Raw genomic sequence first — 14,720 nt, 5'->3', positions numbered from 1 at the left:
GCCCCATAATAGTTCGGGCGAGGGTCAGAATCTGCACGATTCGACCGCTGTGCACGCTTTTCCTCATCGTGGTCGAGCGCGCCTGAGTCACCGGTGTTACCCGATGAGCGGCATCCCCGCGGGTCGGAGCGAGCGCTTCTGCGCGGCAATGCGGAACGGCGCATTGCCGGCACCATAGCCGCGGTACCCGCCGCGGCGCTCGACGATCTCGAAGAAGAAACCTTCGCCGAAGGTCGGTCCATAGAGCTGGAAGAACTCGCCCTTCTCGTCGCGGTCGTAAAGAATGTTCTCTAAGCGCAGACGATCGGTGAAGGCGGGGTCGAGGCCGAAGCGAGCTTCGATATCGTCATAATAATTGCGCGAAATCGACAATGGCCGGAAGCCCGTCTGCTTGAGCGCCGCAGCGGTTGCAAAAATGTCCGTCGTGGCGAATGCGAGGTGCTGAATGCCGGGGCCGAAACTCTCGGCGATGAAATGACCCGCGAAAGTGTTGCGGTTTTCGGCGCCGTTCATCGTCACACGTAGCGAGCCCTGCTCGTTATCGACGACCTGGCTGCGGACCAGGCCCGATGGATCGACAATATCGACCATCGGCGATTTCATGGTCTTGAAGATGGCGGTGTAGAAGAGCAGCCACGACAGCATCTCTTCCGCCTTCATCGTTTGCGCCACGTGGTCGATGGCGACGAGGCCGGCTCCCGCCGGACAATCGGCCTCGGGAAGCGCGTCGAATTCGGCCTCCCAGATGCGCGCAGTCTCGCCGACATCATCGACGAAATAGATGAGCCCGCCGCCGACGCCGCGAATGGCCGGCATGGCGACATCCGCCGATGAGCGCCGCTGCTCGAAGGGTTCCGCACCGAGCGCCTTGGCGCGCTCGACCGCCGCCGCGGCATTGTCCACCTTCAGGCCCATTGCATAGGCGCAGGTGCCGTGGACAAGGTAGGCGGAATGGGCGAAGCCCTCCTGCTCCGCATTGACGACGATGTTGATGCCACCCTTCCCCGGCACCTGCCGCCAGAGCGTCACCGCCTTGCTTCGGTGTCGGGCTGCCGGGATAAAGCCCATGGTGGCGAGCACGGCGTCGAGTTCTGCCGCTTCGTCGTCATCGGTTGCGAACTCGATGAATTCGACGCCGAGGACATTCGCCCGGTCCGGCATATTCGGCAGCGCCACATTGGCTTCCGGTTCGGCCCGCTTGACCTGGTCCATGAGATAGATGAGCGAGCGATGCCCGTCTTCGGCGATCGCCTTGGCCGATCCGCCACGGAACTGGTCGTTGAAGATTTCGAGGGAGATCGCGCCGGCATAGCCGGTGGCGACGACTGCCCGCATGAAGTCTGTGACAGCAAGATCGCCTTCCCCCGGCATGTTGCGGAAATGGCGGCTCCAATAGAGCAGATCCATGTCGATCAGCGGTGCATCTGCGAGCTGCACGATGAAGATCTTGTCGCCGGGGATCGAGCGGATCGAGTTGACGTCGATCTTGCGGGCAAAGGTGTGGAAGCTGTCGAGGATCAGGCCGATACTCGGATGGTCGGCGCGGCGCACGATTTCCCAGGCATCGCGGTGGTCGCTAACGTGACAGCCCCAGGCGAGCGCTTCATAGCCGACGCGCAGACCGCGCCGTGCCGCGCGCTCGCCGAGCTCGCGCAGGTCTTCGGCCGCCCGGTCGATGCCGCCGATCGCAAGCGGCGAAACATTGGAGCACACCAGCATCAGGTCGGTGCCGAGTTCCTGCATCACATCGAACTTCCGTTCGGCCCGATCGAAGGCGCGGGACCGATGCGGCTCCGGCATGCCCTCGAAGTCACGGAACGGCTGAAAGAGCGTGACCTCCAGACCGTGATCGCGGACCATCTTCCCGACTTCGGCCGGCGATCCGTCATGGGTCAGAAAATCATTCTCGAAGATCTCGACACCGTCGAAGCCCGCCGCCGCGACGGCGGCGAGTTTTTCCTGAAGCGTGCCGCTGATGGAGACGGTGGCGATCGAGGTCTTCATGCCGATATCCTCGCTTCCGGTTCCGGCCCGGCCAGAACTGCGCGCAGAGCCGCGGCATCGACCTCGGTACCGGTGAAATGGCGGAAGGCGTCGACACCCTGGTGAAAGAAGAGTTCGTAGCCGCTGATGATCGAAAGGCCCGCCGCGTGCGCATCGCGGAGAAACTCCGTCTCGACCGGCGTGTAGACGGCGTCGAATGCCCAGCGCTGGCGCCCGATCAGGGCGTTTGGAATGGCGGTTCCCGCATAGCCGACCATGCCGAGTGGCGTGCAATTGACGAGACCGTCGGCCGCGACCACCGCCTCTTCGATCGAGGGAACGATTTCGACCGGCATCTCGACGGTCGCGGCTTCAAGAGAGGAGGTGAGCGCCTCTGCCTTCGCCCGATCGCGATCGAAGATCAGCAGTCGCTTGCAGCCGAGCGCCGCAAGCCCGAAGGCGACCGCCTTGCCGACACCGCCGGCTCCGGCCATGGCAACCGTACCGGGTGTTGCGCCGGGGAATGCCTCCCGGAAGGCACTCACGAAACCGGTATAGTCGGTGTTGTGACCTGAAGGCGGAGTGCTGTCGAAAACCACCGTGTTGCAGGCACCGATCGCGGCGATCGCGGGATCCCGCACATCAAGCAGCGGAACGACGCGCTCCTTGTAGGGATAGGTGATGTTGATCCCCCGGACCCCCCCGGTGAGGCAGCGATCGAAAACCGTCTCGAAATCCTCGCCGCGATCGGCGGGGATCAGCCGCTCATAGGTCACGTCGAGCCCGCAGAGCCTGCCGGCCGCAACATGCAGCCGCGGCGACTGCGAGCGGGCGATATTGTCGCCGATGAGACCGAGCCGAATGGTTGCGTCCGACATAGCTTCTGCCTTGTGTTGCCCTCAGCTCCTGCCGAGGCGCGGAGACGCATGCATCTTGATCGCCTTCCACACCGGCGTTTGGCTGAGGAGGATGAGAACGATGGCAAGGAACAGGACCGCCGAAAGCGGGCTCGTGACCATGCCATAGAAGAAGGTCGGCAGACTTTCCTGGTCCGAGATGATCGCGCGGCGCCAATTATCGTCCATGAGGCGGCTCAGGATGATGCCGAGCACGACGGGACCGACCTGATAACCATAGAGCTTCATGAAGTAGCCGAGCACGCCGAAGCCGAGCATCCACCAGACATCCGACAGCGAGTTGTTGATCGAATAGGCGCCGACCACGCTCAAGAGCAGGATGAGCGGGAAGAGTACCCCCTTGGGGCACTCGATGATCTTCGTAAAGATCCTGATGCCGGTCAGGCCGAAGATCAGCATGAAGATGTTGGCGAGCGTCAGGTTACCGACCGTGAACCAGAACATGTCCGGCTTTTCGATGAGCAGGAGCGGACCCGGATTGAGGCCGTGGATGAAGAGCGCGCCGATGATGACAGCGGTTACCGCATCGCCCGGGATGCCAAGCGTCAGCATCGGGATATAGGCACCGCCGACGGCCGCGTTGTTGGCCGATTCAGGAGCCACCAGCCCTTCCTTGGCTCCCTGGCCGAAGGGCACTTCGGGATCCTTGGTCACCCTCTTCGCATGATCATAGGCCATCAGCGCGGCAATGTCGCCGCCGGTGCCCGGTAGCGCGCCGATAATGACCCCGATCGCCGAGGTTTGCAGGCTGAGCGGCAGATATTTCTTGAGATCGGAGAACGATGGGATGATCTTGTCCACCTTCTGCTTGACCGCGGCCAGGTGCAGGTTGTGAAGCTGCAGCAGCGCCTCGGAGACGCCGAAGAGGCCGATCATCAGCGCGACCGGGGAAATACCGTTCATCAGTTCGACCGAACCGAATGTGAAGCGCTGTTCCGCGGTCATCGGATCGAGGCCGACTGTGCCGAGCAGCATGCCGAACGCGCCGGCGAAGATGCCCTTGGCGAGGCTCTCGCCCGACAAGGAGCCGACGAGCAGGATACCCATGACGGCGAGCAGCATATAGTCGCGCGGTTGGAACAGGATCGCGAATTCGCTGACGACCGGGGCACCCGCCGCCAAGACGATGATGCCGACGAAGCCGCCAAAGAAGGACATGACCGTGGAAAGGCCAATGGCGTTCCCGGCCTCGCCCTTCTTCGCCATCGGATAGCCGTCGAGCGCGGTGGCGATCGCCGCCGGCGCGCCCGGTATATTAAGCAGGATGGCGGTGCGAGAACCGCCATAGACGCCACCCATGAAGATGCCGTTCATCAGCGCCAGCGCGTGATTGACCTCCCAGCCGAAGGTGAAGGAGATCAGGATGGACACCGCCATGGTGACGGACAGTCCCGGAATGGCTCCGATATAAATGCCCGCTGCGGTGCCGACGGCCGTGAGCGCCAGCAACTCCGGCTGCAGCCAGGAAGCGAAGAGATAGGAGAGCGCGTCCATCATGGCTTATTTGCTCCCCGCAAAGAAATCACCGAGTGCCGCGAGGATCGCGCGTTCGGGAATGATGCCCTCCGGCAGCACGACCTGAAAAACCACGCGGAAGATGACATAGACGCCCGTGATCGAAGCGACGGTCAATAGAAGCGTCCGGCCGATCCGACCCCGCTCCAGGTACCAGATCGATACCAGCAGGAACAGGAAGGAGGCCAGGAGGAAGCCCAGCGACTTGAGCGTGATGGAGTAGGCGAGAATGAAGAGACTGAAGACCAGGACAGCCGGCGGCAGGACTTCGCTCCGGAAGCCGCTCCAGCCACCGCCGGGAGAGGCAAGCTTCAACGAGCGGAAAAGAACGACAGCCGAAGCGATGATCATGATGGCGCTCATCGCCATCGGAAAGGCTCCGGCGGAACTCAAGGCCGAGAAGCCGGAAATCTGATAGGCCTGCCAGAACATGAACAGGCTGAAGCCGAACAGGGCGGCGTTGAAGGCGATTTCGCCCGGGCGCCTGTTTGTGTGCGCTTGCATGATATTTCTCCTCCCCATCCGGCGGGAGGCCTTCCCGCCGGGCCTGGATACGGCCCGGCGAGCCGGACCGTTCTTGATCAGGGCTTCGCGATACCGAATTCTTCCGGGGATTTCTTTGCGATGCCGGCATCATAGACCACCCAGGCGGTCGTCGACTGCCACTTCTTCAGGAAAGCGTCCGCTTCGTCGCCGGAGATGTTGAGCGAGACATAGCCGCGGTCGTCGAGAAGCTTCTGGAACTCCGCGGCCTCCGCGCCGGTCTTGAAAGCCTCGACCAGCTTGCCCTTGATCTCGTCCGGCGTATCGCGCTTGACGAAAACGCCGAAGAACGGCCCCCAGGGCAGGAGCTTCTTGAACTCCGGATAGTCGGCAACGATCGGCTTTGCATCGGGCAGAACCGGGCTTGCCTCGAGATCGAAGATACCGAGGATCTTGATGCGCCCGGCCTTCACATGTTCTGCGGCAGCGCCGAGGACGGCGGGCATGAAGTCGACCGCGCCGCCCTGCATGGCCGTCAGCGCCGGGCCGTCTCCGTCAAAGGGCACCGCCGTGACCTTGAAGTCGAGCTGGGTGGACATCATGCCACCCACGACCGAGGGAAGGCCGCCGGGGCCGGTCGAACCCATCTTCACCTTGCCGGGATTGGCTTGCACGTAGTCGACAAGTTCCTTGATCGTATTGAAGGGCGCGTCGTTGTTGGCGACGAGCACCGGAACACCGCGGGCGAGCACGTTCACCGGGTAGAAATCGGCGTAATCGAGGTCGGACAGTCCCATCACCTTGTAAAGCTGGGGGTTTTCCGCGCTCATCAGCAGCGTGTAGCCGTCGGAGGGCTGGCTTGCGACGAACTGGGTGGCGATGGCCCCGACGCCGCCGGTCTTGTTGATCATCACAATGCTGCGGCCGAGCACTTTTTCGGCATGCGGCGCAACCGAGCGCATCACGAGATCGGTGCTGCCGCCGGCACCCCATTGAATGATGCCCTGGATATCCTGTTCGGGATAGTCGGCAGCCGACGCCGAGCCGACGAAAAGCGCTAGGGCGGCGACCGCCCCCATAATTTTACCAAGCATGTTTTCCTCCCATTGGATGCCGGTGACCGAACACGCCGCCCATTCCTCGGATCGGCGGAAGTTCTGTTCATTGCCGTGGGGCAAGGTCCATTCATGATTGTCAAGTTTATCGGCATAACGCAAATACCAATTTTTTTGCGATCCATGCTCTTTCGTTATGCATTCGCGTGTCCATGGGCCTTGCGGATGTAGTCCTCCATCACACGGCGCAGCATGGTGACGAAGCTCTCGGCATAGCTCGAGAGTGCGGCATCGGAACGGTACGCCACATAGGTCTGAAAATCCGTTTTTTCGCTGATCGGGATAATGGCGAGGCCTTGGTCCGTCATGTCGGCGACGGTGAAGGCGTCGATCACCGCGATACCGAGGTTCTGCTTGACCAGTGCGCAGACGGTCGTCCCGAAGCGGGCGCGGATCGAGATCCGGTAATCCAACTTCTCCCGCTCGAAGATGCCGGCCATGATCGCGCCATAGGGGTCTTTCGGATCGATGCCGATCAGGGCATGTTCGGCGATTTCGCGTGGAGAAATGGCGGTCCGCGAGGCGATCGGGTGATCCTTCGAGGCGATGCACACCAGTCGACCCTTGGCCAGCGGCTCGAAAGTGATGGAAGGATGCTCGAAGAAATAGCTCATGACGACCACCTCGCCGCGTGCCAGCATCAGATAGTCAATCGCCTCCTCGATCTTCAGGATTTCGAAGTTCACGAGGATATCGGGATAGTGGCGCCTAAGCACCGCGACGGCATGCGGCACCATGACATTGGCGATGCTGGGCACCGCGCCGAGCGCAAGCTCGACGCCGCGGCCACGCTCGAGTTGCCCGATCGAGACCTGGAGGTCCTCGACCTTGCGATGGACCTCCTGCAATTGCGTGAAAATGTCCCGAGCCTCGCTCGTCGGCACATAGCGGCCCGCCTTCTTCACGAAGAGCTTGATGCCGAGGGAACTCTCTATGTGCTTCATCGTACGGCTGACGCCGGGCTGGGTCACGTTCATCAGCCTCGCAGCGCCCGCGATCGTCCCCGCTACCATGACAGACCGGATCACTTCGATCTGTCGCAACGTCAGCGTCATGCGAACCCTCCCCCCTCGCCGACTGCATGTCTGCCTGGATCGACTCCAAGGCGGCATGCAGCAATTCAAAGTGCCACAGCGACCTTGGCTCGTGGACAGCGACGCTGCAGGTGTCGGCAAGATGCGCGAAAACCGACCTCGGCGGAAGCGATTTCAGTGAATGGCCATTCGCGGCCGAGATGGACGAATTTCAGGCGAAATGCGTCCGCTCGTGGGTGAGCGCACGGACGATCCCGCGCAATTCCGCAAGTCCCCGCATGCGGCCGATCAGGGGATAGCCCGGATGCGTGCCGCGACCGATGTCGCTCAACAGCTCGTGGCCGTGGTCGGGGCGGAATGGTATGGTCCAGTCGGGTCGGCCTTCCGCGCGCCGGCGGGTCTCCTCGCGAATGAGCACCGCAACCAAGGCCACCATATCGGTATCGCCCTCGAGATGCGCCGCCTCCTCGAACGATCCGTCCGGATCCTTTCGGACATTGCGCAGATGCGCGAAATGGATGCGGTCTGCGAAGCGCCGGGCGATCGCGGGAACGTCGTTTGCCGGATTGGCACCGAGCGAGCCTGAGCAGAGCGTCAAGCCGTTTGCCCTTACCTGCTGCTGCGCAAGAACCCAGGCGACGTCCTCCTCGCTCGAGACGATTCGCGGCAGGCCGAGAATGTCGCGCGGCGGATCATCCGGATGAACGCAGAGCCGCATGCCGAGCTCTTCCGCGGCGGGGACGACCTCGGCGAGGAAACGGGCATAGTTGGTTTGCAGTTCGGCACGGCCGATGCCCCTGTAACGATCGAGCGCCCGTCTCAGCCCCTCGACATCGTAGCGGTCGTAGGCGCCTGGCAGACCGGCCATGATGCCGGCGAGCAGCCTTTGCCGCGTGTTCTCGTCGGAAGCCTCGTACCAGGCTCGCGCCTTTTCCAGGACCTCCGGCGGATAGTCGGCTTCCGCGCCCCTGCGCTTTAGCATATGGACCTCGAAGGCGGCCATCTCGTGGGCCTCGAAGCGTAGGCAGGTGCCGCCGCGCGATACCGGCGCATCGAGCCGGGTTCGGGTCCAGTCGAGCAGCGGCATGAAATTATAGCAGACGGTCTGGATGCCGCAGGCGGCGAGATTGGCGAGCGACTGGCGGTAATTGGCAAAGAGCGCCGTCAGATCGCCATCGCCGCGCTTGATGTTCTCGTGGACCGGCAGGCTCTCCACCACGGCCCAATGAAGGCCGAGCCCGCTCTCGGCGATTTCGGATTGCCGCGCGCGGATCGTCTCCGCGGCCCAGACCTCGCCGTAAGGGATCTCATGCAAGGCGGTGACAATGCCGGAGGCGCCGGTCTGGGCGATTTCGGCAAGCGCGATCTTGTCAAAGGGACCGTACCAGCGCCAGCTTTCAAGCATTCGTGACGTCCTTCGTCATTTCGCGGGCACCCTTTTCGATGAGCCCCCTATAGCTTTCGATAAGCGGCTCGCGGAATGCAGCGTGCCGGGCGAGCTCAGAGGGGAATATCTTGCCGACGCCGAGCAGGGCTCCAACTTTCTTCTCGGCGCCAACTGCACCGTCGCTCAGTGCTTTAAGCTCCGCGGCGAGTGGGTCGCGGACGTCGATCGGCTCGCCCTTTTCGTCCAGACCGCCGACATACCGCATCCAGGCGGCAATCGCGAGCACCAGGCCTTGCGGCACGCGGCCGGCGGCAAGGTTTTCCATGACCGTGCCGAGGATGCGCTGCGGCAGCTTTTGCGATCCATCCATGGCGATCTGCCAAGTGCGGTGCCGGATGGCCGGATTGGCATATCGCTCGAACAGCGAACTGGTATAGGCGCCGAGATCCACGCCAGGCGGCGCGTGGAGCACCGGAACGATCTCATTGCCCCAGAGGTGCCGGACGAAGGCGGCAAAGACCGGATCGGCGACGGTGTCGCTGATCGTCTCATGCCCGGCGAGATAGCCGAGATAGGCGAGAGACGAATGCGTGCCGTTGAGGCATCGTAGTTTCATGTGCTCATAGGGCGTGACGTCCGCGACCAGTTCCACACCGACCGCGCCGAGATCGGGCCGGACGCCGTCGACGAAGGTGTCCTCCACGACCCATTGGCGGAACGGCTCGTGCATGACCGGCGAGAGGTCGAGCACGCCGGTCCGTTCGGCCAACCGCTCAATATCCTCCGGCTTGGTGGCGGGTACGATGCGGTCGACCATGGTCGAGGGGAATGCGACCTCGGCGGCGATCCATTCGGCGAGCCCCTGGTCGACCAGGCCAGCCAACTCGAGCACGATACCACGCACCACGCGGCCGTTTTCCGGCAGGTTGTCGCAGCAAAGTACGGTGAACGGCCTCGTTCCCGCAGTCCGCCGGCGTTCCAGTGCCCGGACCAGAAAGCCGATCGCAGATCTCGGCGATGTCGGATTGGCGAGGTCATGGCGGATGTCCGGGTGCTCCCGGTTCAGCCGGCCCGTCGACGGCTCATGGCAATAACCCTTTTCCGTCACCGTCAAGCTGACGATCCGGGTCGTCGGGACCGACAGGACGTCGAGCACCGCCTTCGGGTCCTCGGGCGCCACGAGGACATTGTTGATAACCGATATGACCTGCGGCTTCTCCCCGTCCGGGCCGAGTTCGACCGCGGTATAGGCGAAATCCTGCGGACGGAGCAGGTCGCGCTGGTCCGGCCGGACCAGGCTGACGCCGATGATGCCCCAATCTCCCCCCGATCTTTCCATCGCCTCCGCGATGTAGATCGCGCCGTGGGCGCGGTAGAAGGCGCCGAGGCCGAGATGAACAATGCCCGTGCCGGCGCGCGGCGCGTCCGGACGGCGAAGGCGGGGACGATCAGCGGGCAAGCCAGCCTCCATCGACATTGAGGATTGCGCCGTGGACGTATTTCGCAGCCGGAGAGGCAAGGAACACCGCAGCGCCGCCAATGTCCTCGGGCTCGCCCCAGCGACCGGCAGGAATGCGGTCGAGGATGGCCCTGTTGCGGCTCTCGTCGGCGCGAAGCGCCTCGGTGTTGCTGGTGGCGATATAGCCCGGGGCGATGGCGTTGACGTTGATGCCCTTGGCCGCCCACTCGTTGGCGAGAAGCTTCGTCAGTCCGGCGACGCCGCTCTTCGACGCAGTGTAAGAGGGGACACGAATGCCGCCCTGAAACGACAGCATCGAGGCGATGTTGATGATCTTGCCCCCGCCGCCGCGCTGAAAGACCGCGCGCGCAAAGGCCTGGCAGAGGAAGAAGACCGCCTTGAGATTGACGTTCATGACGTCGTCCCAGTCGGCCTCTGAGAAGTCGACCGAGTCCGCCCGCCGGATAATTCCGGCATTGTTGACGAGAATGTCGACCGGGGCGTTTTCGGCGAAGACGACTTGCCCGGCGATCGGGTCGGACAAGTCGAGGGAAAGGCCGGAAGCCTTGCCGCCGGCCTCAGTGATCAGACCCAGCGTCTCCTCGACCGAGGACCGGCCGGCGCAGATCACCTCCGCGCCGGCCCGGGCGAACGACAGGGCGATCGCCTGGCCAATGCCGGTGTTGGCACCGGTGACCAGAGCGCGTCTGCCTTGCAGGGAGAAGATGTCGCTCACTTCAGCATCTCCATGGAAACCATTTCGACGTCCTTGTAATCGACATTGTCGCCCGCCATCGCCCAGATAAAGGTGTAGGAGCCTGTCCCTGCTCCCGAATGGATCGACCAGGGCGGAGAGATCGCCCCCTCTTCGTTCTTGAGCACCAGATGGCGGGTTTCCTCGGGCTCGCCCATCATGTGGAAGACCCGCTGGCTGTCGGCGAGGTCGAAATAGAGATAAGCCTCCATACGGCGATCATGGACATGCGCGGGCATCGTGTTCCAGACGGAGCCGTTCTTCAGCTTGGTCATGCCGACGACGAGCTGGCAGGATTGCATCACTTCCGGATGCACGAACTGGTAAATCGTGCGCTCGTTCGAAGTCTCCTGTGCGCCAAGCGAAATGCTGGCGGCCTCGTCGATCTTGATGAGCCGCGACGGATAGGTCTGGTGCGCGGGCGCGGAGAGGATATAGAAGCGGCCGTCGCCGGAAAAGCTGATCGGGCCGGACCCCATGCCAAGATAGAGCATGTCGCCCCTGGCCATCCTGTATTCCGTTCCGGCCGTGACGCTGCCCTCGGCACCGATATTGACGACGACCAGTTCACGCCTGTCGAGGATCGAGGCCGTGCCGCATGGCTTGACCTGGTCGAGCTCGAGGCTCTTGCCGGCAGGGACGGCGCCACCGACGATCATACGGTCGTAGTGGGTGTAGATGAGATTGATCTCGCCGTCCCGGAAAATGCCGCCGACGTGGAAGTTCTCGCGCAATGCTTTCGTATCGAAGGCCTTGGCGGTTTTCGGGTCGATCGCATGGCGGATTTCGACGTTCAGCATGTCTTTCTCCTGTTACTCAAAGAAAATCATCGCGACGCGGCGTGAAAGTATCGATCAGCACGCCCTCTTCCAATGCACGGCAACCATGCGCCACCGAAGACGGGATGACAAAGCTGTCGCCGCCCCTGACCAGGACGACCTCGTCCCCGATCGTGAATTCGAAGACGCCGGATTTTACATAGGTCGCCTGCACGTGCGGATGGTTGTGGAGCGCGCCTGCTCCATCCTTGGCGAACCGGAACTCGACGACCATGAGCTCGGGGCTCTCGGCGAGGACGCGGCGGGTGACGCCGTTGCCGGCGTCTACCGAGGGATAGATGCGAACGAAGGAGCGGGGCATGATCGTCTCCTAGTGGAACAGCGCGGGCAGCCAGAGCGAGAGCGCCGGAACATAGGTGACCAGGAGCAGCGCAATCACCGCAGCGCCGTAGAAGGGCCAGATGGTCTGCAACGCCTGCGATATCGGTATCCGCCCGACGGCGCAGCCGACGAAGAGCACGGCTCCGACCGGCGGCGTGCAGAGGCCGATGCCCAGGTTCAGGATGAGGATCACCCCGAAATGGACCGGGTCGACGCCAAAGGCGGTTGCGACCGGCAGGAAGATCGGCGTGGTGATGACGATCAGCGGCGACATGTCCATGAAGGTGCCGAGGATCAGGAGAACGATGTTCAGCAGCAGCAGGATGACGAGCGGGTTATCGGAGACGCCCTGCAACAGCGCAACCATCGCCGTCGGCACTTTGAGATAAGCGAGAAGCCAGCCGAAGGACGCCGCACAGCCGATCACCATCAATACCATCGCCGTCGTGCGCACCGCCGCGAAGGTCGCCTCCTTGAAATCCGCCCAGCTCAGCGTGCGATAGACGAGCAAGGTCACGAGCAGCGCGTAAACGACGGCGATATTGGAGGATTCCGAGGCCGTGAACACACCGGAGCGAACGCCCCCGAAAATGATCGCGACCAGGATAAGGCCGGGCACTGCCGAGACGAACAATTGCCCCATTGCCCGCAGGCCGGGGAACGCTTCCGTCGGATAGCCGCGCCGTTTCGCGACGATCCAGGCGGCGAGCATCAGGCAGAGCGCCAGCAGGAGACCTGGGATGATGCCGGCCGTGAACAGGTCGGCGATGGAAATTCTGCCGCCGGCGGAGATCGAATAGATGATCATGTTGTGCGACGGCGGGATCATTAGGGCGATGATCGATCCGACAACCGTGATATTGACCGCGTAGTCGACGCCGTAGCCGCGCGCCTTCATCTGCGGCACCATCAGGCCGCCGACGGCAGAGGCATCGGCGGCGGCCGAGCCGGAGACGCCCCCGAACATGACCGATGCCAGAATGTTCACCTGGCCGAGCCCTCCGCGAAGATGGCCGACCAGCGAACCGGCAAGCGCCACGAGCCGGCGTGCGATATCGCCGCGCACCATCAGGTCGCCGGCATAGATGAAGAACGGGATCGCCATCAGCGCGAATACCGATACGCCGGAATTGAGGCGCTGGAAGACGATGACCGGCGGCAGGCCGAGATAAAGCACGGTCGCGAAGCTGGAGACGCCAAGGCAGAAGGCGACGGGCGTGCCGATGAGCAGCAGAAAGGCGAATGTGCCGAACAGGATCCAGAGTTCCATCAGTCAGTGCTCCTGCTCCGCTTCGCCGAAGCGGGCGGTATGAAGGCCTGCCGCGCGCCGGGCGATGCGCTCGAGGGAAAAGAGAACGACCAGCACGCCGCCAGCCACGATCGGAAGAAAGTCGAAGGCGCCGGAAATGCCGAGGCCCGGCATTTTGTTGCCCGCCGTCTTCATCGCGAGTTGCGCGCCATATAGGATCATGCCGCCGCCGAAAGCGGCCACGAAGATGTCCGAGAGCGTGTGCAGCATCTCCTTGCCCCGCTGCGGCAACACGTGCAGCAGGATGTCGAAAGAGAGATGGTAGCCTTCCCGGATGCCGACGGCAGCGCCGAGGAAGATGAACCACCCCATGATCATCACGGAGGCAGGCTCGCTCCAGGTCAGGCTGTCGTTTAAGAGATACCGCCAGAAGACCTGGGCGGCGATGAATACGGTCATCAGGACGAGACCGGTGCCGGCGATCCAGAGTGCGGCCCCGGAGAGGCTGCTCATGAGTCGCGCGACGCTCTTCATGGTGTTTTGCAAGGGGATGTCTCCACGGACGGACGCTCTACCGCTCTGACCTGTCGATTGCCCCTCTCCACGGGTTTAACCCGAGGAGAGGGGCAAAGCGGCAGGCACCGGGGTCGGGGCGCTCGCCACCCGACCTCAGTTCACGTTACTGTGTTTCCTGGATGCGCTTCACCATGTCCTTCAGCTTCTCGGACTTGACGTATTTTTCGTAGACCGGCTTCATCGCCTCGATGAACGGCCCCTTATCGATCTCGGAGACGACTTCGACACCGGCCTCGCGTATCTTGTCTTCCGACTTCTTCTCCTGCGCCGCCCAGAGTTCGCGCATGTAGGGCACCGAGGCCTTGGCAGCCTCGCGCACGGCAGCCTGGTCTTCCGGAGAGAGGTCGTCCCAGGTCTTCTTGGACATGACGAGCACTTCCGGAACGATCAGGTGCTGGTCGAGCGTGTAATGCTTGGCGACTTCGAAGTGGCCGGAGCTGTCATAGGAGGGCCAGTTGTTTTCCGCGCCGTCGATCACGCCCGTCTGGATCGAAGAGTACACTTCGCCATAGGGCATCGGCGTGGCATTGGCGCCAAGCGCGCCGACCATGTCGACGAACATGTCCGACTGCATCACGCGGAACTTCATGCCCTTGAGATCGTCGATGGATTTGACGGGCTTTTGGGAATTGTAGAAGCTGCGCGAGCCGCCGTCGTAGAAGGCGAGACCGATGAGGTCATGCGCTTCGAATGCCGCAAGGATTTCCTCGCCGATCGGCCCGTCCATCACCTTGTGCATGTGCTCGACCGAGCGGAAGATGTAGGGCAGCGAGGGAACCTGCGTTTCCTCGATGAGGTTGTTGAACGGTCCGAGCGAGACGCGGTTCATGTCGATCACGCCGAACTGCGTCTGTTCGATCGTATCCTTTTCCTCGCCGAGCTGCGCGGAATGGAAGACCTCGATGCCGAGACGGCCGCCGGTCTTTTCCTCCAGCAGCTTGCCCATCTGTTTGACCGCTTCGACGGTCGGATAGCCGTCCGGATGCGTGTCGGACGACCGCAGGACCCGATCGGCGGCCGCAGCCGAAACCGAAGCAAGCGCCACGGCGGCGGATGCCAGCAGGGCCATGCTCATCTTCTTCATAAAC

The 14,720-nt window shown here is 62.8% G+C and carries 14 protein-coding genes; all 14 read right to left on the bottom strand.

From position 1 onward, the window contains the following. Positions 1-96: 96 nt before the first annotated feature. The 14 genes from AC4P1R_RS17220 to AC4P1R_RS17155 all read right to left on the bottom strand — a co-directional run bounded on the left by AC4P1R_RS17220 (position 97) and on the right by AC4P1R_RS17155 (position 14,701). A complete protein-coding gene (locus AC4P1R_RS17220; RefSeq protein WP_492178344.1) occupies positions 97-2,004 on the bottom strand; it encodes a bifunctional sugar phosphate isomerase/epimerase/4-hydroxyphenylpyruvate dioxygenase family protein in 1,908 nt (635 codons plus the stop codon). Beyond that, positions 2,001-2,861 (bottom strand): shikimate dehydrogenase family protein, encoded by an 861-nt coding sequence (locus tag AC4P1R_RS17215; RefSeq protein ID WP_492178343.1) that lies wholly within the window; start codon positions 2,859-2,861, stop codon positions 2,001-2,003. Before AC4P1R_RS17215 ends, AC4P1R_RS17220 begins: the two co-directional genes overlap by 4 nt. A gap of 21 nt (positions 2,862-2,882) precedes the next feature. Beyond that, positions 2,883-4,397, bottom strand: a complete 1,515-nt coding sequence (locus tag AC4P1R_RS17210; protein WP_492178342.1) for a tripartite tricarboxylate transporter permease — start codon at positions 4,395-4,397, stop codon at positions 2,883-2,885. A 3-nt stretch (positions 4,398-4,400) separates the two neighbouring features. Further along, positions 4,401-4,919: a tripartite tricarboxylate transporter TctB family protein gene (locus AC4P1R_RS17205; RefSeq protein WP_192803800.1), complete on the bottom strand. Its 519-nt coding sequence runs from the start codon at positions 4,917-4,919 to the stop codon at positions 4,401-4,403. Positions 4,920-4,996: 77 nt separating this feature from the next. Next, the gene (locus tag AC4P1R_RS17200) at positions 4,997-5,992 is read right to left on the bottom strand and encodes a Bug family tripartite tricarboxylate transporter substrate binding protein (RefSeq protein ID WP_492178341.1); all 996 of its coding nucleotides are present in this window, start codon (positions 5,990-5,992) and stop codon (positions 4,997-4,999) included. 155 nt (positions 5,993-6,147) lie between these two features. Further along, the gene (locus tag AC4P1R_RS17195; RefSeq protein ID WP_069461181.1) at positions 6,148-7,068 is read right to left on the bottom strand and encodes a LysR family transcriptional regulator; all 921 of its coding nucleotides are present in this window, start codon (positions 7,066-7,068) and stop codon (positions 6,148-6,150) included. 190 nt (positions 7,069-7,258) lie between these two features. Next, positions 7,259-8,452 (bottom strand): mannonate dehydratase, encoded by a 1,194-nt coding sequence (gene uxuA, locus AC4P1R_RS17190; RefSeq protein ID WP_492178340.1) that lies wholly within the window; start codon positions 8,450-8,452, stop codon positions 7,259-7,261. After that, positions 8,445-9,905: a mannitol dehydrogenase family protein gene (locus tag AC4P1R_RS17185; RefSeq protein WP_492178868.1), complete on the bottom strand. Its 1,461-nt coding sequence runs from the start codon at positions 9,903-9,905 to the stop codon at positions 8,445-8,447. Before AC4P1R_RS17185 ends, uxuA begins: the two co-directional genes overlap by 8 nt. Continuing rightward, entirely contained in the window at positions 9,883-10,629 is a 747-nt protein-coding gene (gene kduD, locus AC4P1R_RS17180) for a 2-dehydro-3-deoxy-D-gluconate 5-dehydrogenase KduD (protein WP_492178339.1), read from the bottom strand. The genes AC4P1R_RS17185 and kduD overlap by 23 nt, the downstream gene beginning before the upstream one ends. Beyond that, the gene (kduI, locus tag AC4P1R_RS17175; protein ID WP_492178338.1) at positions 10,626-11,447 is read right to left on the bottom strand and encodes a 5-dehydro-4-deoxy-D-glucuronate isomerase; all 822 of its coding nucleotides are present in this window, start codon (positions 11,445-11,447) and stop codon (positions 10,626-10,628) included. The genes kduD and kduI overlap by 4 nt, the downstream gene beginning before the upstream one ends. A gap of 16 nt (positions 11,448-11,463) precedes the next feature. Then, complete coding sequence (locus AC4P1R_RS17170; RefSeq protein WP_069461186.1) at positions 11,464-11,787, bottom strand: cupin domain-containing protein; 324 nt, start codon at positions 11,785-11,787, stop codon at positions 11,464-11,466. A gap of 9 nt (positions 11,788-11,796) precedes the next feature. After that, entirely contained in the window at positions 11,797-13,077 is a 1,281-nt protein-coding gene (locus tag AC4P1R_RS17165; RefSeq protein WP_069461187.1) for a TRAP transporter large permease, read from the bottom strand. Between the two features lie 3 nt (positions 13,078-13,080). After that, complete coding sequence (locus AC4P1R_RS17160) at positions 13,081-13,602, bottom strand: TRAP transporter small permease (RefSeq protein WP_069461188.1); 522 nt, start codon at positions 13,600-13,602, stop codon at positions 13,081-13,083. A gap of 133 nt (positions 13,603-13,735) precedes the next feature. Then, entirely contained in the window at positions 13,736-14,701 is a 966-nt protein-coding gene (locus AC4P1R_RS17155; RefSeq protein WP_492178866.1) for a TRAP transporter substrate-binding protein, read from the bottom strand. Positions 14,702-14,720 lie beyond the last annotated feature (19 nt).

This window comes from Sinorhizobium sp. Y406 (assembly GCF_058732025.1).
The sequence above is the reverse complement of the archived record's forward strand: the minus strand, read 5'-3'. Positions and strand labels throughout refer to the sequence as shown.